The 23471-nt window shown below is 70.8% G+C and carries 21 protein-coding genes; 5 read left to right on the forward strand and 16 right to left on the reverse strand.

The features are described from left to right. Positions 1–31: 31 nt before the first annotated feature. Positions 32–1114: an AraC family transcriptional regulator gene (locus tag WME95_RS28620; protein ID WP_437902531.1), complete on the forward strand. Its 1083-nt coding sequence runs from the start codon at positions 32–34 to the stop codon at positions 1112–1114. A 65-nt stretch (positions 1115–1179) separates the two neighbouring features. On the opposite strand, the gene WME95_RS28625 is transcribed toward WME95_RS28620, so the two are convergent. The 13 genes from WME95_RS28625 to WME95_RS28685 form a co-directional block, all read right to left on the reverse strand. Continuing rightward, the gene (locus tag WME95_RS28625) at positions 1180–1767 is read right to left on the reverse strand and encodes a hypothetical protein (RefSeq protein WP_437902532.1); all 588 of its coding nucleotides are present in this window, start codon (positions 1765–1767) and stop codon (positions 1180–1182) included. A 45-nt stretch (positions 1768–1812) separates the two neighbouring features. Further along, complete coding sequence (locus WME95_RS28630) at positions 1813–2262, reverse strand: hypothetical protein (protein ID WP_437902533.1); 450 nt, start codon at positions 2260–2262, stop codon at positions 1813–1815. Between the two features lie 499 nt (positions 2263–2761). Further along, on the reverse strand, positions 2762–4081 hold the full coding sequence (locus WME95_RS28635; RefSeq protein WP_437902534.1) for a cytochrome P450: 1320 nt from the start codon (positions 4079–4081) through the stop codon (positions 2762–2764). A 126-nt stretch (positions 4082–4207) separates the two neighbouring features. Beyond that, positions 4208–5062 carry a hypothetical protein gene (locus WME95_RS28640; protein WP_437902535.1) on the reverse strand — a complete coding sequence of 285 codons (855 nt, stop codon included), beginning with the start codon at positions 5060–5062 and terminating at the stop codon, positions 4208–4210. Positions 5063–5181: 119 nt separating this feature from the next. Further along, positions 5182–6111, reverse strand: a complete 930-nt coding sequence (gene coaA, locus WME95_RS28645) for a type I pantothenate kinase (protein ID WP_437902536.1) — start codon at positions 6109–6111, stop codon at positions 5182–5184. An 81-nt stretch (positions 6112–6192) separates the two neighbouring features. After that, positions 6193–6987 carry a mobilization protein gene (locus WME95_RS28650; RefSeq protein ID WP_437902537.1) on the reverse strand — a complete coding sequence of 265 codons (795 nt, stop codon included), beginning with the start codon at positions 6985–6987 and terminating at the stop codon, positions 6193–6195. A 205-nt stretch (positions 6988–7192) separates the two neighbouring features. Continuing rightward, entirely contained in the window at positions 7193–8653 is a 1461-nt protein-coding gene (locus tag WME95_RS28655; protein ID WP_437902538.1) for a hypothetical protein, read from the reverse strand. A 179-nt stretch (positions 8654–8832) separates the two neighbouring features. Continuing rightward, complete coding sequence (locus tag WME95_RS28660) at positions 8833–9474, reverse strand: bifunctional 4-hydroxy-2-oxoglutarate aldolase/2-dehydro-3-deoxy-phosphogluconate aldolase (RefSeq protein ID WP_437902539.1); 642 nt, start codon at positions 9472–9474, stop codon at positions 8833–8835. Next, positions 9471–10568, reverse strand: a complete 1098-nt coding sequence (locus tag WME95_RS28665; protein WP_437902540.1) for a PfkB family carbohydrate kinase — start codon at positions 10566–10568, stop codon at positions 9471–9473. Before WME95_RS28665 ends, WME95_RS28660 begins: the two co-directional genes overlap by 4 nt. Before the next feature lie 109 nt (positions 10569–10677). Further along, positions 10678–12342 carry an MFS transporter gene (locus WME95_RS28670; protein WP_437902541.1) on the reverse strand — a complete coding sequence of 555 codons (1665 nt, stop codon included), beginning with the start codon at positions 12340–12342 and terminating at the stop codon, positions 10678–10680. After that, entirely contained in the window at positions 12339–13112 is a 774-nt protein-coding gene (locus tag WME95_RS28675) for an SDR family NAD(P)-dependent oxidoreductase (protein WP_437902542.1), read from the reverse strand. The genes WME95_RS28670 and WME95_RS28675 overlap by 4 nt, the downstream gene beginning before the upstream one ends. Next, the gene (locus WME95_RS28680; RefSeq protein WP_437902543.1) at positions 13109–14227 is read right to left on the reverse strand and encodes a hypothetical protein; all 1119 of its coding nucleotides are present in this window, start codon (positions 14225–14227) and stop codon (positions 13109–13111) included. Before WME95_RS28680 ends, WME95_RS28675 begins: the two co-directional genes overlap by 4 nt. Continuing rightward, the gene (locus tag WME95_RS28685; protein ID WP_437902544.1) at positions 14224–15465 is read right to left on the reverse strand and encodes an enolase C-terminal domain-like protein; all 1242 of its coding nucleotides are present in this window, start codon (positions 15463–15465) and stop codon (positions 14224–14226) included. Before WME95_RS28685 ends, WME95_RS28680 begins: the two co-directional genes overlap by 4 nt. A 719-nt stretch (positions 15466–16184) precedes the next feature. Between WME95_RS28685 and WME95_RS28690 the strand changes: the two genes are divergently transcribed. Continuing rightward, positions 16185–17045, forward strand: coding sequence for a PAS domain-containing protein (locus WME95_RS28690; protein ID WP_437902545.1), 861 nt, complete (start codon positions 16185–16187; stop codon positions 17043–17045). Between the two features lie 84 nt (positions 17046–17129). Here the strand turns inward: WME95_RS28690 and WME95_RS28695 are convergent, their stop codons facing one another. After that, a complete protein-coding gene (locus WME95_RS28695) occupies positions 17130–17741 on the reverse strand; it encodes an antibiotic biosynthesis monooxygenase family protein (RefSeq protein ID WP_437902546.1) in 612 nt (203 codons plus the stop codon). Positions 17742–17797: 56 nt separating this feature from the next. Continuing rightward, on the reverse strand, positions 17798–18241 hold the full coding sequence (locus WME95_RS28700) for a hypothetical protein (RefSeq protein WP_437902547.1): 444 nt from the start codon (positions 18239–18241) through the stop codon (positions 17798–17800). 280 nt (positions 18242–18521) lie between these two features. Here WME95_RS28700 and WME95_RS28705 point away from each other — a divergent pair, with 280 nt between their 5' ends. The 3 genes from WME95_RS28705 to WME95_RS28715 all read left to right on the forward strand — a co-directional run bounded on the left by WME95_RS28705 (position 18522) and on the right by WME95_RS28715 (position 22686). After that, positions 18522–19058, forward strand: a complete 537-nt coding sequence (locus tag WME95_RS28705; protein ID WP_437902548.1) for a GNAT family N-acetyltransferase — start codon at positions 18522–18524, stop codon at positions 19056–19058. 110 nt (positions 19059–19168) lie between these two features. Beyond that, positions 19169–19855: a GNAT family N-acetyltransferase gene (locus WME95_RS28710; RefSeq protein WP_437902549.1), complete on the forward strand. Its 687-nt coding sequence runs from the start codon at positions 19169–19171 to the stop codon at positions 19853–19855. Positions 19856–19986: 131 nt separating this feature from the next. Further along, on the forward strand, positions 19987–22686 hold the full coding sequence (locus WME95_RS28715) for a protein kinase domain-containing protein (RefSeq protein ID WP_437902550.1): 2700 nt from the start codon (positions 19987–19989) through the stop codon (positions 22684–22686). Positions 22687–22710: 24 nt separating this feature from the next. Here the strand turns inward: WME95_RS28715 and WME95_RS28720 are convergent, their stop codons facing one another. Further along, entirely contained in the window at positions 22711–23463 is a 753-nt protein-coding gene (locus tag WME95_RS28720; protein ID WP_437902551.1) for a response regulator, read from the reverse strand. Between the last annotated feature and the right edge of the window lie 8 nt (positions 23464–23471).

Raw genomic sequence — 23471 nt, forward strand, 5'->3', positions numbered from 1 at the left:
GGTCCACGGCGGGTGATAGACTCGCTCGGGCATGCCGTCTTCCCCGTCGCGGCCCACGGTGTCCATGGCCATCGTCGGCCGGCTGATCTCGTATGCCGCCTCTCGCGGCCTCCGCCACGGCGATCTTTTCGAGGTCGCCGGCGTCTCCGCCGAGTCGCTGACCGACGCGGACAGCCGCATACCGGTGACGTCGCTCGACGCCCTGTGGGCGCACATGGTACGCGCGCTCGACGATCCCGGGGCGCCCATCCGCCTCGCCGCGCGGACGCGCATGGAGGAGATGCACGTCATGGGCTTCGCGGTCATGACGAGCGCGAGCGCCCGTGAGTCGCTCGACCGTGTCGACCGCTACATGGTGCTCCTGCAGGATACACCGCGCTGGGTGACCGATACCACGACGGACCGGGACGCTCCGTTCGCGGAGATGCACCGCTCGCCCCGCTTCACGCTGGGCGCGCGCGTCGCGACCGAGCACAGCCTGGCGGTGTACATCCGTTGCTTCCGCCAGTGCGCCGGCGTCGAGTTCTCGCCGCTCCGGGTCAGCTTCCGCCACCCCGCGCCGCGCGATCTCGCCGCGCACCGGGACTTCTTCCGCTGCCCTGTCGAGTTCGACGCGCCCCGCGATGGCTTTGCCTTCCCACCGTCGTTGCTGGACCTCGTGCCTCGCGACGCGAACCCGGCCCTGAGCGCGTTCTTCCACCAGCACGCGGAGGAGCTGCGCCGCCGTCGCGTCGCCGACGCGTCGCCCAAGTCCGATCGGGTGCGTGACGTCATCGCGCACCTGCTCGCCTCGGGCGAGCCGTCGGCGACCGCCATCGCGCGGCGGCTCGGGACGAGCGAGCGCACGCTGCGGCGGCACCTCGAGGACGAGGGGACGACGCTGCGGCAGATCGTCGGCGACGTGCGCCGTCAGACCGCCGAGGAGCTGCTCCGCGAGAGCGACACGTCGATGTCGGAGATCGCCTTTCTGCTGGGGTTCTCGGAGGTGACGGCCTTCGCGCGGGCCTTCAAGCGCTGGTCCGGGAGGACGCCCGGCCGGTTCCGTGAGGAGGCGCGCGGCGCCCCGGGGCGCCGCGCCGCAGCGGGCGTGGACCGCGCGGCGGACGACGGCTGACCGCCGGGGCGATGGCCCGCCTGGCCCGAGGCCTCGGGCCGCGGCCGTCCACAGCGCGCCCGGCCTCAGTACGATATCTCGGCGGCGGCGACCTTCGCTCTCGCCGCTTCCCACGACATCGGGAGATCACCCGCGCCGACGGTCCACTGGGTCACGACGCCGTGGACGCTGACCGCGCTCGCCGCGCTCATCGCCGAGAGATGGGCGTCCGACATCACGAACTTCCCCATCGCCTCTTCGTCCTTCCACACCGTGATGGTCCTCGCATAGCCGCACTTCGCCGAGGTTCCGAGCGTGAAGCCGATCAGCCCTTCCTGCGTAGGCAGCTGGGCGAGGATGGGCCCCATCAGCTCGCCGAACCTCTGCTGCGCCGCCGCGTCGGGCTTCATCCAGAGCAGGGTCGACGAGGCAACATAGGAGTCCTGCGCGGCGCCCGTGAGCGCGCCGTCCGCGAACCCGGGTCCGCCGAACGGCGAGCTCTGCAGATCGTCATCTGTGCACGTGAACTCGGAGGCGGCGGTCTGCGTGCCCGAGCCGCCGCTCGGGTTGCTCGGTGTCCCGTCGTCCGCGCCGCACGCCGGGACGAAGGCGGCGACCGCGACGAGGAGCGGGACAAGCGCGACGCGAGAGAGGGAAAAGTCAATTCGAACCATGATGAACCTCATGACAGGAAAAAAGGTGATGTTGTCGGGTGCGAATCAGCGTTCGTCCGCGCGCACGGGCGAGACCACGCCGAAGACGAGAACGGGGAAGGTCCGCTGCAGGCGGCGAGACGCGAACTCCGTGCGCCGGCCGAAGCTCCTGACCGAGACGCGCGCGCCCACCGGCTGTCCGCTGCCCAGGGTCACGGCCCACATCGGGCTGCCGCCGTCCGGCCGCACGGCGAGGTAGGTGTAACTGCCTGCCGCGAGCCGCTCCTCGACGACGCCGACCACGGGCGCCAGGTCGCCGAGGGATCTCGATAGGTCGCCGAGCGGGCTGCCGGGCGGAGCGTCTCCGGCGACGTTCCGGTCAGCGTGCGTCCCAGGATGCGCGGCGGCGTGGACTGCGAGCGAACCGCCGGCGGCCACGAGCCCGAGCAGCAGGGCAGCGGCCACGAGGGCGCGGGTCTGGAGGAAGCGCGAGGTGCGATGCGCGGCGAGCAGCATGCCGGGAAGCTACGCGCCGCGGCCGGAGCCGGCCTTTGCCCGTACGGCCAAGTTGTTGGCCCGCTCGGCCACGCCGCCGGCCGCCGGCCCGACCCAGGTTGGCCGACCCTGGCCGACCCGACCCAGGTTGGCCGACCCTGGCCGACCCGACCCAGGTTGCCCAGCCCGACCCAGGTTGGCAGCCGACCCGACCCAGGTTGCCCAGCCCGACCCAGGTTGGCCGGCCCGACCCAGGTTGGGGCCGAGCCGCCGACCCAGGTTGGGGCCGAGCCCCGACCCAGGTTGGGCCGAGCCGCAGGTTGGCCGAGCCCCGACCCAGGTTGGGGCCGAGCCGCCGACCCAGGTTGGGCCGAGCCGCAGGTTGGCCGACCCGACCCAGGTTGGGGCCGAGCCGCCGGACCCAGGTTGGGGCCGAGCCGCCGACCCAGGTTGGGGCCGAGCCGCAGGTTGGCCGGCCCGACCCAGGTTGGGGCCGAGCCGCCCGGTCCACTCCGGGGACCTACGCCAGCCGCTCCTCGACGATCATCCTCACACCGTGCGCCGGCCCGACGTTGGCCGCGCGCACCTTCCCTGTGTCGGGTCGCAGCGACGCGAGCCGCAGCCGGAAGCGCCGCAGGATCGTGCCAAGCACCAGCCGCATCTCATAGCCGGCCAGCGCCGCGCCAAGACAGCGCCTCGCCCCGCCGCCGAACGGCATGAACTCGAAGGGCGTGAACTTGCGCTCGAGAAAACGCTCGGGACGGAAGCGCAGTGGCTCCGGGTAGAGGTCCTCGCGGAAGTGCGCGACGCCGATGGCCACGCTCACACCCACGCCAGCTGGCAATGTGTAACCCATCAGCTCAAGCGGACGCAGCAGCCTTCGCGGGCTCGGCGCCGGCGCAAGCGGAAAGCGCCGCAGCGTCTCGTGGCATACGGCCTCGAGGTACGGCTGCTTGTCGAGCTTCTCTGCCTCCGGGCCGGGCCCGAGCGCCCACAGCTCGGCGCGAAGCCGCTCGACGGCGGCGGCGTTCTCGGGCCGGTGCAACGCATAGAGGGCCCACGCAATCGAGATGGCCGTTGTCTCGTGCCCGGCGATCACCAGCAAGATCAGCTGATCCATGACCTCCTCGTCGGTCATGGGCTGGCCGTCTTCGTCGCGCGCCTCGACCAGCAGGCTCAGGATGTCCTCGCGTGGCCCGGCCGCGCGCGCCGCCGCGATGAGCGTGCGGAGCTGCTCGTGCAGGAGGCGCTGCCGCCGCAGGAACGCCGCGAAGGGACCGACCCCACCGAGCTGGCGCCGCAACGATGGGAGGAGCACGATGAGCGGAGAGAACCCGTTGATGAGCTCCAGCAGCAGGCCTGCGAGCGCTGCCTTGCGCGCCGGCTCGCTCACGCCGAAGACGGCCTGCAGAATCACGTCGAGCGAGATCTGCTGCGCGACCTCGTACGCCATGACCTGCTGATCCGGCCTCCAGCCCGCTGTGTGCCGCTCGGCCAGCTGGCATATCGCCTCGCCGTAGGCACGCATGCGCGCGCCATGGAACGGCGGCATCATGAGCTTGCGCAGCCGGCGGTGCTCGGCGCCGTCGATCAGGAGAAGCGAGGTGCGGCCGAGGAACACCGCCATGTCCTTCGACAGAGGGGCGAACGAGTCCGTCTCCGCCGTGTAGATGGCCTTGATGCCCGCGGGATCCCCGGTGCACACCATCGGGGGTTTGCCAGGAAACGAGAAGGGCTCTCCGTACTTCCGCGCGAGTGGCACCATGCAGCCGATGGGGTCCCGGAGATAGCCGATCAGGCTCCATAACTGGCTGCGCGGCCCCGGCGGTAAGGTGAGCATCGGCGGAGGATACCAGTCTCCCGGCCTCCCGCCTCTCTGTTCAATTTTCCGCTGAAGTGACAGCGCAATGAGGGGATCTCTCAGGTCGGCGGGCCCAGGTCGAGCCGGCCAGACCGGTTCCGCCGCTCAATCCACGGGGAATTGTTCCGCGATCCAGGCTTCCCAGTCCGGCGGCGCTCGGGTGGCCTCAAGGTAGCGACGCAGCTGGTGGGCGTCGTCGAAGGCGGACATTCCCCACAAGCGAAACGCGTCGACATAACCCATGTCGTCCTCGAACGAATCGGCGAAGTCGGCGAGCTCCAGGCCGAGCTGCCAGGGCGCCTTGACGTCCCCGGCGCAGAGCAGTCGCGCCAGCGAAAGGAGCCCGTTGCGAGGCGCGATCGGACCTGCGTCACCGCTCGCGAGCGCCGTGGCGCATGCTCGCCAACCCTCCGGTACGGCGGGAGGCGTCCACCCGTCGCGTCTCCGGAGCTCGGCGACCTGGCGCGACCAGAACCAGAGCTCGCGGGTGTTGTAGCGGGCCGCCTTCTCGGGCGTCTCGTACGATTCCCACGGCCAACGCACGCCATTCTGCTGGCTGAGCCAGATGGTGAAGGAGACGTCGACCGCGATGAGCCCCTGCTCCAGGAGCGCCGATCGACGCGAGGCCGCCGCGATCGGGTCCTCCTCGTCGTCGTCCTCCTCGTCGCCGTCCTCGCCATCTGCCCGTTCATCCGTCGGGTGCAAGACCTTGTGAACGGCCTCTGCCCAGGTGATCGGCGCCGGAGGGTGGCGCCGCAGGTAGGCGACGCGTGTTTCGCGGTCCGGCGCGAGCTGTTCGAGAAAGACGCCCCACATCCCCAGCCAGTCTTCACCGGAGCCCATGCGCCAGCCGATCGTGTAGCGCTCGTAGTCGGGGAAGCGCTCCCATGGAGGAGCGATGTCGCCGTGCTGGTCGACGTGCTCGCGGAGGCGGGAGCGACAGCTCTCTTTCCAGTCCATAAAGACAGCATACAACAGTTCACGGCCGTCGTCGTCGACAGCGGTGTCAAGACGCCACCGACGGAAAGCGCGTGGACCTGGACACGACAGACGCCCTGCGCCAGCCGTGAACCTCTACATCAGAGCCGGCGGAGCCACACGGCGCGCACGGCGTGGTCGGGTCCCTTCTCCAGCACGACGTCGGCGCGCGCCCGCGTCGGCAGGATGTTCTCGGTCAGGTTGGGACCGTTGATCGTGCGCCAGACCTGCAACGCGAAGGCGCGCGCCTCGTCGTCCCCCATCGCCGCATAACGGTGGAAATACGAGGAGGGGTCACGAAAGGCCGTGGCCCGCAGCGCGAAGAAGCGCTCGATGTACCATCGCTCGATGTCGGCCTCGTCCGCGTGGACATAGATCCCGATGTCGAAGAAGTCGCTGACGGCGATCGCCGCGGCACGGTCGGGGCCCTGCAGCACATTCAGGCCCTCGAGGATCACGACGTCGGGCTGCCTCACGGTCTGCACCTTCCCGTCGATCACGTCGTAGGTGGCGTGCGAGTAGACCGGCACGTCGATCGCTTCGACGCCCGCCTCGAGGTCGGCGAGGAACTTCACCAGCCGCCCGAGATCGTAGCTCTCGGGAAACCCCTTGCGGTGCAGGCCGCCGCGCGAGGCGAGCACCGCGTTGGGGTACAGGAAGCCGTCGGTGGTCACCAGGTCCACCCGCGGGTGGTCAGGCCATCGCGCGAGCAGCGCTTGCAGCACGCGCGCGGTCGTGCTCTTGCCCACCGCGACCGACCCGGCGATGCCGATCACGAAAGGCCGCCGCGCGATGGGGCGGCCAAGGAAGGTGTCCTTCACGCGGCGGAGCTCCTGCGCCGCGCCTACGTGCAGGTTGAGCAGCCGCGAGAGCGGCAAGTAGATCGTCGCGACCTCGTCGAGCGAGAGCCGATCATTGAGGCCCCGCAAGACCACGAGGTCGGCCTCGGTGAGGGTGAGCGGCGTGGCCGCGCGCAGGCAACCCCACTGCGCAGCGGCGAAGACCTCGTACGTCGTGGAGGCGGCGTCCATGATGGGTCGGAGCCGAGTGTACGCTCCCGAGCGTGCGATCCGAAGCAATCTCGCGCGCGGGAGCGAGCCCCGGCGCCTTGGTCAGGTCGTGACCCGCTCGCTGCTCGCGGCCGATTCGAGCTGCTGTTGCGCCGACTCGGGATGTTGCGGCACGACCACGGCAGAGGCGTGCTCCGTCGCCGGCCGCCAGTTGCCCGCTGCCTCCAGCGCAGCCTGCGCGCGTTCCAACCAGAGCTTGGCGCGGCGACGCTCCAGGACGGACAGCGCTTGCGGCCCCTCGCTCGTGTTGATGGCGGCCCAGAAGCTCGAACCGAAACGGTCGATCTTGTACATCACCGACGCGTCGAGCTCGGGCAATGTCACGGTTTGCCCGCCGCGCTCGAGCAGGCGTTGGTACGCGGGTGACGCGTCGAGCTGACTGAAGTCCCTCGAGCGACCTTGGTTCTTCACCACGAGTTGCTGCAGCCCGTCGCCCGGCGCCGCGAGGACCCGCTCGAGGTGGGACACCGAATCGAAGCCGCCGTCGGTGACGTGCCAGGACACGAGCTGGACGCCCATTTCCCGCGCGCAGTTGAGGACGTCGGTCGACTCGATCCAGCGCTCGAGAGCCCGGTGGCTCTGCGCAGGCAGGTCGACGAGGACCGCGCGATCGCCGCCGAGCGCGCTGTCCAGGATCTGATCGGCGCTATCGAGCTGCTCGAGATCCACGCGCTGCGTGTAGTCCGCGTAGTAACGGCGGAGCGCGCCATGCGACAGATCCGCATCGAGCGCCACGAATGGAAGCGCTCGGTCGATGAATAGCTGCGCCAGCAGCCGAGCGACCACGCTCTTGCCGACGCCACCTTTCTCGCCGCCCACAAAATGTACAGTACTCATGCACCTCTCCCTTCGGCCACCATGTCGCGGAAGTCAAGCCATTCGTTGCAATGGCGCTCCGCCGTCGCTATGCGCCGGTGGCGCGACGTCGAGGCGACGCGATCGGGGTCGAGCGGCGCGAGCACCGCCTCCGCGACCTGGCTCGCGAAGGCGTCGCGCGAGAGCGTGCGGATCCAACGCGACCTGGGTCGCCCAGCGCCGTCGCTCAGAAGAAGCTGTAGAGGGACAGCTTGATGCGCTCGTTGGTCGCGGTCACGTCGTCCGCGAAGGTCTGCTCCGAGTACTGGAACGAGAGGCCCGCGCGGATGGCCGGCGTGATGTCGGCGAACAGGTTGCCGTCGATGTAGCGCGACTCGTGGTAGGCCGTGCGGAGCGCGCCATAGCCGTTCTCCTCGGTCACCCGGTCGTTCGAGCCCTGGGTGTAGTTGCCGGACACGGAGAAGCGCCCCGACGGCGGCAGATAGTACTGGAGCCCGACCATGAACCCCGTCCAGCCGATCGTCTTCAGCCTGTTGTTCGCGTCGTACACGACGAGGCCGTTGTCGATGTTTGGCGTATAGACAGCTCCCTCCTCGGGGAGCGGGGGGTGCGGCACGTTGCTCGCGACGCCGACGATGTCCGCGATGCCCGTGCCCGAGAAGAACGAGCCGGTCAACGTCAGCGCGTTCCCGGCGTCGTCCAGCGCCTTGGCCGGGATGATCGGGATCATCGCGTCGACCGAGAGCCCGTAGCCGTTGGCCGAGCGCAGCTCGCGCGGGGTCGCGGAGTGCTCGTTGACCCTGAGATGGCGGAACACGCCCGAGACGCCGATCGACAGCGGGTCGTGCAACATCCCGCCGGCGCCGAGCGTGTGGATTCCCTTCCAGCCGTTGACGCCGATGCGCAACCCCGCCTGCATGTCCGGCACCTCGGAGTCGCGCTGCGGCGGCTTGAGGACGGCAGCGGCGATCTCCACGTTGGCGGCGTCCGACTTGAAGTTGTGGCCGACGCGCAGCTGCGGCATCCTCCCGAAGACCTGGTTCATCACCGGGAAGAAGGACGTCGTGGCCGGGAAGAAGAACGGCTGCCACCCGAACAGGTGATAGCCCTGTCCAATCAGCAGATCGACGTAGTCCGACTCGACCTTGATGTGGGCCTGACGCAGGCGGAAGGTGCCGCTGCTCACCAGCGAGGCCTCGGAGACGGTGGGCGGCTGATTGCCGAAGAAGTCGAGCTCCAGCACGGCCGTGGTCTTGATCCCGGACACCTCGGGCGCGTTCACCCTGACGCCGAACCTGGAGTTCCGCGCCGTGAAGTGCGTGCGGCCGTGCGAGCCGGCGTAGGTGTCCTCGCGCTGGATGACCGTGGCCCCCACCGACTCCCCGAAGCTCTCGGTGGTGTCGTGCATGATGTCGAACTCCGCCATCCCGTAGATCGTGGCCTTCCACTTGGAGGTCACCGGAACAGGATCCTTGGAGGCCGGCTTGACGGCCTCCGCCGGCCGCGCCGCCGGAGCAGCCACGTCCGCAGGCGGCGTGGTCGGCGCCTGCGCGTCCGCCGGCGGGGCCGGCGCAGCGGCCTGCGGAGCGGCCGTGTCCGGCGCCGGCGGGGGAGCCTGGGCGTGCGCGACCGCCGCCACGAAGAAAATCGACGCACCGACTAGGTTCGCAACCTTCGATTGATTCATGTTCGAAGCCCCTGGGTTATCCATGGCGCCAGGAATCCCCTGCAAACGCCGCAGATGGTGAGTTCAACAAAGCTTCACGTCGCACCGCGCGGATCGCGGCCCGGGCGCAGCAGCCGTCTCCCCGGCGGAGCGGCCGGCGTCGAGGCGTCAAACGGCGTTCGCGCCGCCTGCGCGATTCCTCAGGATGCGCGGCCCGCGTCGCAGAACGCGCGGGCGCGGGCGACGAGCTCGTCGCGCCGCCCGTCGCGCAGGAGCTTGAGATCCACGAGGTTGCCGCCGACGCCGACCGCCACCGCGCCCGCCGCGAAGAAGGTGCCCACGTTCTCTAGCGTCACGCCGCCCGTGGGCATGAGCGGGAGTTGGGGCAGAGGCGCCTTGAGCGCCTTGAGGTACGAGGCGCCGCCGAGGGCGTCGCACGGGAACACCTTCACGACGTCTCCGCCCGCGCGGTGCGCCGCCACGACCTCGGTGGGCGTGAGCGCGCCGGGAGCGTGGACGACGTTCATCGCGACGCAGGCCCTCACGGTCGCCTCGTCGAGCGCAGGGCTGACCACGAAGCGCGCCCCGGCCTCGATGCAGGCCTCGGCGGTGCGAGCGTCCAGGACCGTCCCCGCGCCGACCAGCGCCCGCTCGCCGTGGCGCGCGGCGACCTCGCGCACGACCTCGACCGCGCCGGGAACGGTCATCGTGATCTCGAGCACGTCGATCCCCCCCTCGAGGAGGGCCTCGACCGCCCGCAGCGCCTCGTCGGCCGAGCCGGCGCGCACCACAGGGACGATGCGCCCGCGCGCGATCCACTCGAGCACCGATTGCTTGTTCATCGGTCCACCCGGGCCGTGCCCAGCTTCATCGCCTTGAGCACCTCGTCGAGGGTCGCCATCGTCGTGTCGCCGGGCGTCGTCATCGCGAGCGCCCCGTGCGCCGCGCCGCAATCGACAGCCCACTGCGGCCCCTTGCCCATCAAGAAGCCGTAGATGAGCCCCGAGGCGAACGAGTCGCCGCCGCCCACGCGATCGAAGATCTCCAGGTCCTTGCGCTCGGGCGCCTTGTAGAGCTGGCCGCCGTGGTACAGCACCGCGCTCCAGTCATTGCGCGTCGCCGAGGTCGCCACACGGAGCGTCGTCGCCACCGCCTGGATGTCCGGAAACACCCCGATGACGCGCTCGATCATGCTCTCGAACGCGCCGACGCGCAGGTTGGCGTGCCCCTCTCCGACGCCCTCGACCTCGAAGCCCAGGGCCGCCGTGAAATCCTCCTCGTTGCCCAGCATCACATCGACGTACGGCGCGAGCGCTCGATTGACCTCCTGCGCGCGGGCCTGACCACCGATCGACTTCCAGAGCGACGGACGGTAGTTGAGATCGTAGGAGACGACGACGCCGTGCCGCCTGGCCGCCTCCATCGCCTCCTTCGCCACGGAAGGCGTGGTCTCGGAGAGCGCGGCGAAGATACCGCCGGTGTGGAACCACCGCGCCCCCTGGGCGCCGAAGATCGTATCCCAGTCGATCTCGCCGGGCTTCAGCTGAGACGCGGCCGTGTGACCACGGTCCGAGAGGCCGACCGCCCCGCGAATGCCGAAGCCCCGCTCGGTGAAGTTCAGGCCGTTGCGCACGAGGCGCCCCACGCCGTCGTGCGTCGCCCAGCGAACGTGCGTGAGATCCACGCCGCCCTGCAGCATCAGATCTTCGAGCAGGCGGCCGACGGGGTTGTCCGCGAGGGCGGTCACGATGGCCGACCTGAGCCGGAAACAGCGGCGCATGCCGCGGGCGACGTTGTACTCGCCGCCCCCCTCCCAGGCCTGGAAGCTGCGGGCGGTGGAGATCCGCCCGTCGCCGGGATCGAGGCGCAGCATGACCTCGCCGAGGGACACGAGATCCCAGCGGCAGGTGGAAGGATCACGGAGCGTGAAGGACATGGATACCTTGCAGTGGATCAGGCCGCGTGGCGGACGAGCTTTTGGACAAGCAGGGTTCAAGGGGCCGCCGCCATCGCGGAGATGCGATGCGGCGGGCCGATGGCGGTGATTACCGATCGCCTCCTGGCGCGCGGGACGACTCGACCTCCGCGGCGGACGGGCCTGTGTAGCCCTTGGCGGCAGCGCCCTTCCCCTCGACGATGGGTCGCCCATCGCGGTCGAACTTGACGAGCTCCGCCTTGGTCCCCGCGGCCGTCGGCCAGAGGTACCAGCGCGCGTCCATCCAGCCCACGTGGGCGGCGGGGCCCTCGACCGGCACGCCCGTCGCTTTCAGCTGGGCCGGCCGCGTCGCCCGGTACTGGTCGACAGAGGTGTACGCAGGACGGTTGAGGGCGAATTGCAGCCCCGCGATGCTGGCGAGCATCACCAGGCCGCCGGCGACGATCGCCGCGTTCGGCACGCGCCGCTTCGGCGCGACCGGCTCGACGCGCGGCAGGATGAGGTGCAGCGCCAGCAGGCCGACGAGGTACAGCGTCCCCGCGAGCAGGAACGGCAGGGCGTACGAGCCCGTGGCCGTGAGCGCCCAGCCGACGAAGATCTGGAAGAGCGCTCCACCGGCGACGCCGAACGCTGTCATGACGCCGACCACCGTGGCCATCGCCGGGCGCGGGAGGGCATCCGAGACGAGCGTGTAGAGGTTGCTGCTCCAGCCCTGGTGCGCTGCCGCGGCGAGCGACAGGATCGCGACCGCGACGTAGATCGTGGGGATGCCCGCGACGCTCGGGACATCGACGAGGAGCCCGACGGACATGACGGGCACCGCGGAGAGCGCACACGCGAGCATCGCGAGCTTCCGCGCCGTGCCGACCGAGCGGCCGCTCGCGATGAGCCTGGAGGACAGCCAGCCGCCGCCGATCGCGCCGCCGTCCGCCACGAGGAACACGACCGGGATGGCGTAGGCCATGAAGGTCGGCTTCAGGTTGAACTCGCTGACAAGGAACTTCGGTAGCCAGGTGAGGTAGAACCACCACGGCGCGTCGGTGAAGAACTTCGCCGCCGCGACCGCGTAGACGGGCCGCATCCCGAACACCTCGCCGACGCCGAGGGCCTCAGTCGCCTCCTTCGGGTCGGAGCGGATGTGCGCGAGCTCCTCGGGCGACACCTTCGGGTGCTCCTCGGGCCGCCGGTAGAGCCGCGTCCAGAAGAAGATCCACACGACGCCGACGCCGCCCAGGATGAGGAAGCAGGTCCGCCATCCGTACGCCTCCGCGATGCGCACCGCCAGGAGCGGGGCCAGGATGGCGCCGACGTTGGAGCCGCAGTTGAACAGCCCGGTCGCGAGCGCCCTCTCCTTCTTGGGGAACCACTCGGCCACGGTGCGGACGGCGGCGGGGAAGTTGCCGGCCTCGCCGACCCCGAGCAGGAAGCGGATCCCGGCGAAGCCGGCGAAGCTGCCGACGACAGCGTGACCGGCCGAGGCGATGTTCCAGAGCAGGAACGTCGCGCTGAGCCCCTTGCGCGGCCCGACGCGGTCGATCCAGCGACCGACGAACACCATGCCGAAGCCGTAGGAGAGCAGGAAGCTCACGTTGATGAGCGCGAGGTCCGTCGGCCCGAGGCGCAGCTCGTTCTCGAAGAACGGGATCAGCAGGGAGAACAGCTGCCGATCGAGGTAGTTGATCGTCGTCGCGAAGAAGAGGAGCGCGCAGATGGTCCAGCGCGTGCGGGACATCACGCCCGCGGTCGCCGGGGCCACGGGAGACGCTGCGGTCATTGGTTCACCCCGGAGGCGAGGAATCCACCGTCGACTGTGATGCTCGTACCGGTGATGAAGCTCACCGCGTCAGAGCAGAGAAAGACGGCCGCTCCGACCAGCTCCTGCGTGTCGCCGAAGCGGCCGAGGGGCGTGCGAGCGAGCAGCTCCTGCCCGCGCGGCGTACCGTTGAGCAGGGCGCGGTTGAGGTCCGTCACGAACACGCCAGGCACGAGCGCGTTCGTCCGGATACCGTGCTTCGCCCACTCGGCGCCGAGGCTCCGCGTGAGCGCCAGCACGGCCGCCTTCGACGCTCCGTAGGCCGCGACCTCGTGGAACGCGACGAAGCTCGACAGCGAGGCGATGTTGACGATGCGGCCCCGGCCGCTGTCCTTCAACGGGCCATAAAAGGCCTGGCAGGCGCGCAGCATGCCAGTGACGTTCGTGTCGAGCAAGCTGCCCCACTCGGCCTCTCCCACCTCGGCGGTGGGCTTCCGGAAGGTCCGACCGGCGCAGTTGACGAGGATGTCGACGCCGCCGAACGCCTCGAGCACGCGGTCGCGCAGGGCGTCGAGCGTCGCGCGATCGCTGACGTCGCACGCCGCCTCGATCGAGCGGACGCCCCGCTCGCGGATCTCGGCGGCGACCGCCTGCACGCGGTCCGCGCGGGTGCCCGTGGCGACGGTGTGGGCGCCCGCCTCGGCGAGGCCGAGGGCGATCGCACGCCCGATACCGGAGGTGCCACCGACCACGACGGCCGTGCGGCCCGAGATGTCGAAACGGTTCGTCATGCTCCCAGCCAGTCCTTCGCGATGCCCCCGAGGAGCGCCTGCGCGTCGCGCTCGATCTGCGCGTCGGTCGGCGGGACGGGCATCGCCCCGTAGCGCCGGGTCAGCGCTGAAGCGATCGACCGCCGCGAGTGGCGCCACTTGTAGATCAGCTGATCGAGGACGCGCGCGTCGGAGTGCTGCGGCACGAAGGTCGGCCCGAGCATCTCCAGGCGCATCATCGTCGTCTCCTCGATGAGGCTCGGGTTGTTCATGAACCACCAGCAGCCGAACGGCAGGACGTTGGCGAACTTGCGCGCCACGACGCAGAGAGGGTGCGTGTTCTCGCGCGCGAGCGTCGTGACGAGGAAGCGCACGTCGGGGTTCTCCGCGGCGAGCCGCTCGAGCGGGGTCAGGTCGACCGTGCTCACCCCGTCGCCGGCCACGCCGAGGCGGGGGTTCACCGCGCGCCGGACGCCGATCATCATGGCGAACGGCAGCCCGTGATCGCGGCACGCGTCCAGCACGGCCCGGGGCGGCGCGGAGACCTCGTTGACCGAGATCGCCAGGTAGCGCGGCCGCATGCGGGCGATCCACCGCTCGAGCTCGGGCGCGAGATCGCCCGTGTGGATGAGCCGATCGAGGCGCAGCGCCGTGTAAAACCGAGGATCGGGCGTGACGCCCGAGTCCCAGATCGCGCGCTCCACCGGGTCGGTCGGATCGTTCGTCATCGCGAGCGCGCTCACGCCCGAGAGCCGCAGCACGTCCTCGAGGTGATCCTCGACCCGGCGCTCGGCGAAGAAGGCGCGGGCCTCGCGAAGATCCGGCGCGGCGGGGTCGAGCCCGAACGCGGCGAGCACCGTCGCGACGCCCGCGGTGGCCTCGGACAGCGGCGATCGGCGGACGAAGAGCGACGCCCACACGAGATCGGCCTGCGCCTTCTTGTCGAGCGCGAAGAACGCCTCCGGCGTGACCTTCGGCTCGGCGCGCAGGGCCTCGGCGACGAGGTAATGGTACGTGAGGAGCTCGTCGACGCCCCAGAGGTTCAGCGCGGGGAACTGGGGCGCGAAGAGGTGGGTGTGAAGATCGATGATGGGCGCGGCGTCGACGGCCGCGGCCACGCGCTCGGCGAGGGTCATCTCGGCACCTCGGGGATTCGGTCGTCCTTCGGATCGGCCCAGCGGTCGTTCGGCACGGTCGCGCACCAGGCCGGCCGCAGCGGGTCCTTGTCGTACGGATAAGAGCCCAGCCGGCGGTACTCCTCGGCGTAGTGAGCGAGCTTCTCGCGATCGAGGCGGACGCCCAGGCCGGGACCGGCGGGGACGCGGATACGGCCGTTCCGGTACGGGAGCGGGCCTCCCTGGATCACGTCGTCGCGCAGGTGGTGATAGTGCGCGTCGGCGGCGAACGAGAGGTTCGGGATGACGGCGCCGAGGTGCAGCATCGTCGCGAGCTGCACGCCGAGCTCGCCCGAGGAGTGGACGGCGACGCCGAGGCCGAACGTCTCGCAGATCCCCGCCGCCTTCACGCACGGCCGGATGCCGCCCCAGAACGTCGTGTCGAGAAGGATGACGTCCACCGCCGTGTCGAGGACGTTCGCGGCGAGCTGCTCGAAGCCCACGACCACGGTGTTCGTCGCGAGCGGCATCCGCACCTTCTCGCGGGTGCGCCGCATCGCGTGGAGGCCGAAGACCGGGTCCTCGAGGTAGTCGTTGTTCAGGTCCTCGATCGCCTGCCCGAAGCGGATTCCCTGCTCCGTCGACCAGACCGCGTTCGGATCGAAGCGGACGCGATCCTTGCCCACGGCGGCGGCGACCGCGCGGTAACACTCGAGCTCGTAGTCCGGGTGGAACACGCCGCCCTTGAGCTTGTGCGAGGTGAACCCGTGCGTCTTCTTCAGCGCCTTCGCCTGCTCGACGAGCTGCGTTGGCGTCCGCACCTCGCCTGACCCGTCGGCGTTCGGGTAGCGGAAGAAGAGATAGGACGCGAACGGCACCTCGTCCTGCAGCTTGCCGCCGAGGAGATCGTGGACCGGCACGCCGAAGGCCTGTCCGAGCAGGTCGAGGCACGCGAACTCCAGCGCGGCGAGGACCTGGGTGCGGTTGTTATAAAGAGAGGCCGTCGGGTTCGCGATCTTGAACCGCATCTCCTCGAGGCGGGCGGGATCGTGGCCGACGAGGTAGCCCTTCATCGCCCGGAACACGGCCTCGGCCGACTCGCCGCCGCCGCCCATCTCACCGAGGCCGATCAGCCCGTTATCCGCCTCGATCTCGACGATCGTGCGCACGAAGCGACCCCAGTGACAGCCGTTGGCGTGACGCAGGGGCGCTTCTAGCGGCACGGTGACGGTGGTGGCGCGGATGTCGACGATTTTCATGCGGGACGGGACTCCAGGGGCCCCCAGCGGTCCAATGTGCCTCGACAAGGCATCCCAGCGGGCAGCGACACCTGCCTCGGCGCGCCGGGCTCGATCTTCTTCATGCAGAATACGGGGAATGAATCGGCAAGGTGGTGAGTTCTCTAGGTGCAGGCCTTGCTTGCGCGGAGGCCTGCCGTACGGCCCCGATGAATTCCCGGACGGTGCCCGAGTGATCACGCCTCGCGGTCGAATCTGGACGGAGAGCTCGATCTCGTCGACGACGCCGCGGGGGACCTCCGGGAGGGCGCGCCGAGGTCGCTGCCGCGCCGCGCTGTCACGCCGGAGCCACGCCGGGGTTCTTTTCTCGGTTCTCGCCGGTGAAGCGCGGGAGGTGGGCGCGGAGGTCGCCGCCCCCTCCGGCTTGCTGCCGGCGAGGAGACCCGCGAGAGGACGCCGGCAGGGTCGCCCCTCGGCCGCGCGACGAGCGCGGAAGCAGACGAGGCAGACGAGGCAGACGAGGCAGACGAAGTAAAATCGAGTTCGCGCGCCTCGCGTCGAACGCTCGCTTCATCATGTAGCGGCAGTTAGCAAGGCGAGGCACACTCAGGCGCTCCCTGAAGCGGGGCGCACGTCTCCGGGTCTCCGCGGTGATCCGCCGCATTTCTGCCCTTGCATGGCCATCCACGATGGCTGATAAAGGGAGACTGGTCGGGGTCGGGGGAGATGGGATTGGCTGAATGGCGTTCACACTCCGCTGCATCGACGTCTCGGACTGGAAGACATTCGGGCTGCTCCAGCTCGTGATCGACACCATCCCGGATCCCATCTTCGTCAAGGATCGGCAACATCGCTGGATCGCCTGCAACCCGGGCTTCTGCAGGTTGATCGGGCAGCGCTACGACGATCTGATCGGCCGCAGCGACCCGGACTACTGGCCGAAGGAGCAGGCCGAGCTCTTCTGGAGCTACGACGACGTCGTCTTCAACTCGGGTGAGCCGAGCGAGAACGAGGAGAGCGCCACGGGCTCGGACGGGGTGGCGCGCACGATCTGGACCCGCAAGTTCCCCATGAAGAACGCGCAGGGGGAGGTGGTCGGCCTGTGCGGGCTCATCACGGACATCACCGACCTGAAGCAGCGGCACATGGAGGCCGAGCGGATGGCGGCCGAGAACCGGGAGCAGCGCGCGATCATCCAGATGCAGGCCGAGCTGCTCGATCGGGTGGCCATGCCGGTCATCCAGGTCTGGGAGGGGATCCTGCTCATCCCGCTGGTCGGCGAGATGAGCGATCGGCGCGCGGCCCAGGCGCTGGAGAGCCTGCTCGCGGCCATCGGGCAGCGGCGCGCGGAGTTCGTGATCCTCGACATCACCGGCGTGCCGGTGCTCGACTCCGCCGTGGCGCGCCACCTGGTGCGCGCCGTGCAGGCGGCAGAGCTGCTCGGCTGCCGGAGCGTGATGGTGGGCATCGGCCCGGAGATCGCCAGGACGCTCGTCGGGCTGGGCATCGACTTCGGCCGGATCACCACGCAAGGCACGCTCCAGAGCGGGCTCGCCTATGCGATGAGCCGCCTCAGCACGCAGCGCGCGGCCGCCCGCTGAGCCCGCCGGCACGCCCGCCAGCTCGGGCGTCGCCGGGCGCGGGCGTCGCCGGAGGACGCGGGGCGAGGCCGCCGCCGCGCCGGCTCATGGCGCCGGAGCGTCGAGCGCCCGGATGCGACGGACCGAGTCGGCCAGCGTGATGCCATCGGCCTCGGCCGTCTCCCAGTGGGTGACGACATAGGTGGGCTCGAGCAGCTCGTTCGCGGCGTCGATCCCCGCGAGGTGGGCCGGGCTCATGACGAACTCGTACATCGCGTCGGTCGAGGCCCACACGGCCAGCGTACGCCCGGAGCCGCAGGACGGCGACTGGCCCAGCTGGAGGGCCAGGAGGCCGGGCTGCGACGCGAGCTGCGCCTGGATCGCCCCGAAGATCGGCACGTATCGCTCCATCACGGCGTCGCCCGGCCGTGGAACCCCATACGTCGCGCTGACCGTGTACGACGACCCCTCCGGAGGCGGCCGGAGCTTCCCGGTCTCCGGATCGACGCCGGGCCCGCTCAGCGGCTCTGCCTCCAGATCGGCTTCGAGCACGCCCCCCGTGCACTCCGGGAGGGGAGGGTCGGTCGTCTTCCCGCCGGAATCGGAGCTGCACCCCGACAGGATCGCGCCGAGCGCCGCGATGACGGCGGCAGCGAGCGCGCCCGAGGATCGCGCGATCGTCGCGCTCGGCATCTGGTCGAATCCACGTGTCGTCATGGTCATGGTCCTCTCTGCTCTGTCCGTTGCCGGAGGCTCTGTCCGTTGTCGGGGGCTCAGTCAGCGCGCGAGACGATCCCGAAGACGAGGTCCGGGAACGTCCGCGCGAGGCGGCGTGAGTGGAAATTCGCCTTGCGACCCATGCTCCGCACCTGCACCGGGGTGCCGGGCGGCGGCGCGTCGCCGACGGTGACAGCCCATGTGAGGCTCTCGCCGGTGCGCACGGCGACATAGGTGTACGAGCCGGCCGGAAGTCGCTCCTCGACCAGGCCGGCGATGGGCGCCCGGTCGGCGGCGCCGCGGGAGAGCTGGCCGAGCGGGTTCCCGGCCGCCGCGTCGAGCGGCCCGGCGGCCACAGAAGGCGTGTCGAGCCGCCACGCGAGCACGACGAAGAGCGCCGCGAAGACCGCGAGGCCGAGCAGCGGCTTCACGAGCCGGCGCCGGGCGGATCGCGGCGCGGAGCTCCGCGCCGCCGCGCGGGCCGAGGAGACGAGCGTCATCTGTGACTCCTTGCGAGCACGCCTCGGGCCTCCCTCCGTGGGGGGCGCCGCGGCGTGACTGGATGGACCTCGGTTCCCGGACGCGCGCGGAACGTTCAATCGACGCCGCTCTTTCGTCCGCGACGGCCAAAAAGCAGAAATTTCACAGGGAGGCGAGGGGGCGGGGAGCGAGAGACGGCAAGAGAAAGAGTTTCATTTTTTCTTCCTCCCCGCCTCCTCGCCTCCCTGTGAAATTTCTCCGGGCTTCAACGGGATCGTTGCTCTAGCCTGCGCAGCCCCGATGACATCAACGTTCATCCGACCTGCCGTCGAGTCCGACCTGCCTCACCTGCCCGAGATCGAGCGCTCGGCGAGCGACGCGTTCCGGGGGACGGACCTCGACGTCGAGGCCCTGGCGAACGTGACGCCGGCGGAGGGCTGGCGCGGCGCGCTCCGGGCCGGGACGCTCTGGGTGATGGACGACGGCGCCGGCGAGCCGATCGCGTTCCTGGGCGCCGAGACGGCCGGCGAGGAGTTCCACATCCGCGAGATCGACGTCGTCCTCGACCGCCAGGGGCAAGGGCTGGGGCGACGCCTGCTCGCCCACGTCATCGCGTGGGCGCGGGCCGCGAGGCTGAAGGCGATGACCCTGACCACCTTCCGGACCGTCCCCTGGAACGGGCCGTTCTACGCCTCCATGGGCTTCCGCGAGCTGTCGCCGCCCGAGGCGTCCCCGCGGCTCGCGCAGATCCTCGAGAACGAGGCGCGCCAGGGCCTCGACCCGGCGCAGCGCTGCGCCATGCGGCTCGACCTCGATCGCGGCGACAGCGCTTCGTAACGGCTCCTGTCCAGCGCGGTCCACGCCGCGATCGGGCCTTTGAAGGGACTGAGCGCCTCCGCGAACAGCCCTCTTGGGGTGGAGCGAGCCGCCATGATAGGGCTCGATCCATGAGCACCGCGTGGGACTGGGTCGTTCCGATTCGACAGAAACACTTCGGCGAGCCGCTCGCGGGCCTCTACCCGCTCGAGCGCCTCGCCGACGGCGAGGCCTACTGGGCGCTGCACAGAGCCGAGCTGCTCCGCCATTTCCCGCCCGAGGTCTTCTTCGACCTCGGGGCGCTGTCCGGCGAGGAGGGCGAGCGCGCCCGGGCCCGCCTCACGGCGTCGGAGGGAGCCCACCGCCTCGCAGACTTCTGGGCGGTGCGCGACGGCCAGGCGGTCGTGGCCATGTTCTCGGGCCACCAGAGGGACGCGGAGACCTACCGCATGTGGCACTCGGTCATTCACCCCGAGTACCGCCGGCGCGGCCTGTACCGGGAGTTCCTCCGCCGGATCCTCGCCTACACGCGAGAGCTCGGCTTCGACTACGTGGTCAGCGAGCACGCCCCTTGCAACAACGCGGTGATCATCGCCAAGCTGAAAGCAGGGTTCCGCATCGTCGCCATGGATATCGACGCCGCCATGGGCCCCGGCCTGAACCTCAGGTACTTCCACAACGAGGCGCAGCTCAGGGTCTATGAGTACCGCTGCGGCCTGGCGACGCTCGACGAGCGCCTCCTCGCGGCCGGCACCGGCGCGATGCCGCTCCTGCTGGAGCAGCTCCGGCGCGGATCGGGCGCCGACCCGACGACATAACGCATCGAGACACCCCTGCCTCCCGACAGACCGGCTGGGCTCGCCTTCGCACCCCGCGCGGGCGTCACGGCACGGTCACGCCGTTCGTCCGCCTTGCCTCACGCTCCAATGAGAGTGCATCCTTCACGCGCATGCTGCCTGGCAGGCTGCTGGACGGCCGCTTCGAGCTGGCGGAGATCGCCGGATCCGGAGGCATGGGCACCGTTTACCGGGCCTTCGATCGCTCGAGCGGGACGGTGGTCGCCGTCAAGCTGCTGCGCAAGGCGGCGGACGCGCGCGCGCAGGCGCGCTTTCTCCGCGAGGCAGAGACGCTCTCCCGGCTGGAGCACCCCCACATCGTGCGCTACGCGACGCACGGCATGGCGCCGACGGGGGAGCTGTACCTCGCGATGGAGTGGCTCTCCGGCGAGAGCCTCTCGGATCGGCTGGCGCGGCAGGAGCTGCGCATCGACGAGTCGATCGCCCTCGTGAGGACGGTGGCAGACGCGCTCGGCGCGGCGCACGCGCGCGGGATCGTGCACCGCGACATCAAGCCCAGCAACCTCTTCCTGGTCGAAGGCGCGCTCGATCGGGTCAAGCTCCTCGACTTCGGCATCGCGCAGCTGGCCGACGCCTCGAAGCGGCTGACGCGGACGGAGGCGGTGCTGGGCACGCTGGGCTACATGGCCCCGGAGCAGGCGCGGGGCGAGCGGGACAGCCTGGACGCGCGCGCGGACATCTTCTCGCTCGGATGCGTGCTCTACGAGTGCCTCACCGGGAAGCCGGCGTTCCGCAAGCAACACCCGATGGCGCTCGTGTGGAAGCTGCTCCTGGAGGAGCCGCCGAGGGCGAGGGAGCTGCGGCCCGACGTGCCCCACGCGCTCGACGAGCTCGTCGCGCAGATGCTGGCCAAGGATCCCTCGGCGCGGCCGGAGGACGGCGCGGCCGTGGCGCGCACCCTGGACACGCTCGGCGCCTGGACGAGGAGCAAGGTGTCCTCGGCCCCCCTTCCCGGCGCCGTCATCACCACGGGCGAGAAGCGTCTGGTCTCGATGGTGGCGGTCCGGCCGGCGCAAGCCTCGTTCTTCGAGTCGACAGAGTCGCTCGATCTGCACGCGTCACCGCCGAACACGCTCGCCGTGGTGCGCCGCGCGGCCATGCCGCTGAGCGCGCAGGTGGAGGAGCTCGGCGACGGGATGGTGGTGACGCTCGTGGTGAGCGCGGGCGGCGCGACCGACCAGGCGGCGCTCGTGGCGCGCTGCGCGCTCGAGATCTGCGCGCAGCTCCCCGGCGCGGCGGTCGTGCTGGTGACGGGGTGGGGCGAGCCGGCGGGTCGATCGCCGCTCAGCGAGGTGCTGGACAGGGCGGCCGCCCTGCTGGACGAGGCCGCCGCGCCCGGCCGCGCGGAGGGCCGGCGCGAGGGGGTCCACATCGACGCGGTGACGCGCGCCCTGCTCGACGTGCGCTTCGAGGTCGTGGAGCGGGGCGGGCTCTCCTGGCTCAAGGCCGAGCGCGAGATCGGCGAGGGGCCGCGCAAGCTCCTGGGCAAGCCGAGCCCCCACGTCGGGCGCGAGCGGGAGCTGCGCCACCTGCTCGACCTCGTCGACGAGAGCTTCGCCGAGCGGCGCGCCGCGGTGGCGCTGGTGACCGCCGCGGCGGGCATGGGCAAATCGCGCCTGCGCCACGAGGCCGTCGAGGTGCTGCGCCAGCGCCACCCCGACGTGAGCCTGAGCGTCGCCCGCGGCGACTCCATCGGCACGGGCGCCGCGTTCGCGATGCTCGCCGGATCGCTGCGGGCCGCGCTCGGGATCGCCGCGGGCGAGGCCGTCGACGCGCGGCGACGGAAGCTCGCGCAGGCCCTCGCGCCGCTCTTCTCGGGCGAGGAAGGGCTCCGGGTGGGCGGGTTCCTTGGCGAGCTGCTCGACGTCGCTGCCCTCCCCGACGAGGGCCTGCCGGCGCTGCGGGCCGCGCGGCACAATCCGGCGCTGATGGCCGAGGGGATCCAGCGCGCGTACCTCGACTACGCGCGCGCCGTGACGGCCGCGCGCCCCGTGCTCGTCGTGCTCGAGGATCTCCACTGGGGGGACGCGCCCTCGATGGGGATCTTCGACCGGGCGCTGCGGGAGCTCGGCGACCGGCCGTACGCGGTGCTCGCCTTCGCCCGGCCCGAGGTTCACGCGGTCTTCCCGAGGCTCTGGGCCGAGCGGGGCCTCTCGGAGCTCCGGTTGCGCGAGCTGCCCGCCCGCGCGGCCGAGCAGCTCGTGCGGAGCGCGCTCGGCGACGCGGGCGAGCAGCTCGCGCCCGGGGAGATCTCCGCGCTCGTCCAGCGGGCCGGGGGCAACGCCTTCTATCTCGAGGAGCTCATCCGCGCCCTCGCGGAAGGGCGCGGCGGCGCGCTGCCGGAGACGGTGCTGGGCATGGCGGAGGCGCGCCTCGCGGCGCTCGGGCCCGAGGCGCGGCGGCAGCTGCGGGCGGCGAGCGTCTTCGGGGAGGTCGCCTGGGTGGGCGGCGTGCGCGCGTTGCTCGGCGCCGGGACGTCGGGGACGAGCGAGCGCGACGCGTGGGACGAGCTGGTCGAGCGCGAGATCATCGAGCGCCGGCCGAGCTCCCGGTTCGCGGGCGAGGAGGAGATCGCCTTCTGCCACCCGCTCTTGCGGGAGGGGGCCTATGCGATGCTGACGGATCGCGACCGGGCGCTCGGCCACCGGCTCGCCGGCGAGTGGCTGCTCGAGGCCGGCGAGCAGGATCCGAGGGTGCTGGCCGACCACTTCGCGCGGGGCGACGACCCCGCGCGCGCCGCGGAGCAGCACCTGCGCGCGGCAGAGCTGGCCAGCTGGCCGAGCGCTACCTGAGCCGACGCCAGCGCGACGTCGCCGTCATCCCTGCGCCGCGTCCCCGCGCGCGCGGGCGATCGTGTGGATGAGCTCGCGCGCGTCGAACGGCTTGTGCAGGCACGCGTACCCGCCCTTGGTCATGATCGCGCTGACCATCTCCGGGACCGCGTGGCCGGTCATGGCGATCACCGTGACGCGCTTCTTCAGCCCCCGCATCTGCGCGCACGTCGTCACGCCGTCCTGATCGGGCATGACGAGATCGAGCACGCAGACGTCGATGCCCCGCTCGACGACGTACTGGACGGCGGCCCGCCCATCGTGGACGGAGTGAGCCGACAGCCCCGCGGCCCGGAGCACCGCCACGATCGAGTCGGCGACCTTCGGGATGTCGTCCACCACGAGGACGGCCGGCGAGTCCACCGCGCGAGCGACGATGCGCGCGAGGTGGTCCATCGAGAACGGCTTGTGGATCACCGTGTACACCCCCTCGGCGATCGCCTCCTCGATGAGCCGCTCGAGCGCGAACGCGGTCATCAGCACGACGGTGAGCTCCGGCTGGATCCTCTTGAGCTCCCGGAACGTCTCGACGCCGTTGAGCCCGGGCATGCGGATGTCGCTGATGACCAGCGTGAACGCCTGCTGCCGGACGAGCTCGAGCGCGTGGATGCCGTCTTTCGCCTCCACCACCTCGTAGCCCTCGAGCTCGAGGCTGGCGGCGAGCGTGATGCGCATGCCCTCCTCGTCGTCGATCACGAGCACCCGCTTGCCCCGCTGCGCGGCCTCCTGCACCTGCATGGCTTGCC

This window comes from Sorangium sp. So ce327, assembly GCF_051530205.1.
In the GTDB taxonomy this organism is placed as follows: domain Bacteria; phylum Myxococcota_A; class Polyangia; order Polyangiales; family Polyangiaceae; genus Sorangium; species Sorangium cellulosum_B.

Excerpts from the sequence above, each read along its gene's own strand:
- WME95_RS28620 (WP_437902531.1), top strand. The coding sequence starts at position 32 with ATGCCGTCTTCCCCGTCGCGGCCCACGGTGTCCATGGCCATCGTCGGC.
- WME95_RS28625 (WP_437902532.1), bottom strand. The coding sequence starts at position 1,767 with ATGGTTCGAATTGACTTTTCCCTCTCTCGCGTCGCGCTTGTCCCGCTC.
- WME95_RS28630 (WP_437902533.1), bottom strand. The coding sequence starts at position 2,262 with ATGCTGCTCGCCGCGCATCGCACCTCGCGCTTCCTCCAGACCCGCGCC.
- WME95_RS28635 (WP_437902534.1), bottom strand. The coding sequence starts at position 4,081 with ATGCTCACCTTACCGCCGGGGCCGCGCAGCCAGTTATGGAGCCTGATC.
- WME95_RS28640 (WP_437902535.1), bottom strand. The coding sequence starts at position 5,062 with ATGGACTGGAAAGAGAGCTGTCGCTCCCGCCTCCGCGAGCACGTCGAC.
- coaA (WP_437902536.1), bottom strand. The coding sequence starts at position 6,111 with ATGGACGCCGCCTCCACGACGTACGAGGTCTTCGCCGCTGCGCAGTGG.
- WME95_RS28650 (WP_437902537.1), bottom strand. The coding sequence starts at position 6,987 with ATGAGTACTGTACATTTTGTGGGCGGCGAGAAAGGTGGCGTCGGCAAG.
- WME95_RS28655 (WP_437902538.1), bottom strand. The coding sequence starts at position 8,653 with ATGAATCAATCGAAGGTTGCGAACCTAGTCGGTGCGTCGATTTTCTTC.
- WME95_RS28660 (WP_437902539.1), bottom strand. The coding sequence starts at position 9,474 with ATGAACAAGCAATCGGTGCTCGAGTGGATCGCGCGCGGGCGCATCGTC.
- WME95_RS28665 (WP_437902540.1), bottom strand. The coding sequence starts at position 10,568 with ATGTCCTTCACGCTCCGTGATCCTTCCACCTGCCGCTGGGATCTCGTG.
- WME95_RS28670 (WP_437902541.1), bottom strand. The coding sequence starts at position 12,342 with ATGACCGCAGCGTCTCCCGTGGCCCCGGCGACCGCGGGCGTGATGTCC.
- WME95_RS28675 (WP_437902542.1), bottom strand. The coding sequence starts at position 13,112 with ATGACGAACCGTTTCGACATCTCGGGCCGCACGGCCGTCGTGGTCGGT.
- WME95_RS28680 (WP_437902543.1), bottom strand. The coding sequence starts at position 14,227 with ATGACCCTCGCCGAGCGCGTGGCCGCGGCCGTCGACGCCGCGCCCATC.
- WME95_RS28685 (WP_437902544.1), bottom strand. The coding sequence starts at position 15,465 with ATGAAAATCGTCGACATCCGCGCCACCACCGTCACCGTGCCGCTAGAA.
- WME95_RS28690 (WP_437902545.1), top strand. The coding sequence starts at position 16,185 with ATGGCGTTCACACTCCGCTGCATCGACGTCTCGGACTGGAAGACATTC.
- WME95_RS28695 (WP_437902546.1), bottom strand. The coding sequence starts at position 17,741 with ATGACGACACGTGGATTCGACCAGATGCCGAGCGCGACGATCGCGCGA.
- WME95_RS28700 (WP_437902547.1), bottom strand. The coding sequence starts at position 18,241 with ATGACGCTCGTCTCCTCGGCCCGCGCGGCGGCGCGGAGCTCCGCGCCG.
- WME95_RS28705 (WP_437902548.1), top strand. The coding sequence starts at position 18,522 with ATGACATCAACGTTCATCCGACCTGCCGTCGAGTCCGACCTGCCTCAC.
- WME95_RS28710 (WP_437902549.1), top strand. The coding sequence starts at position 19,169 with ATGAGCACCGCGTGGGACTGGGTCGTTCCGATTCGACAGAAACACTTC.
- WME95_RS28715 (WP_437902550.1), top strand. The coding sequence starts at position 19,987 with ATGCTGCCTGGCAGGCTGCTGGACGGCCGCTTCGAGCTGGCGGAGATC.
- WME95_RS28720 (WP_437902551.1), bottom strand. The coding sequence starts at position 23,463 with ATGCAGGTGCAGGAGGCCGCGCAGCGGGGCAAGCGGGTGCTCGTGATC.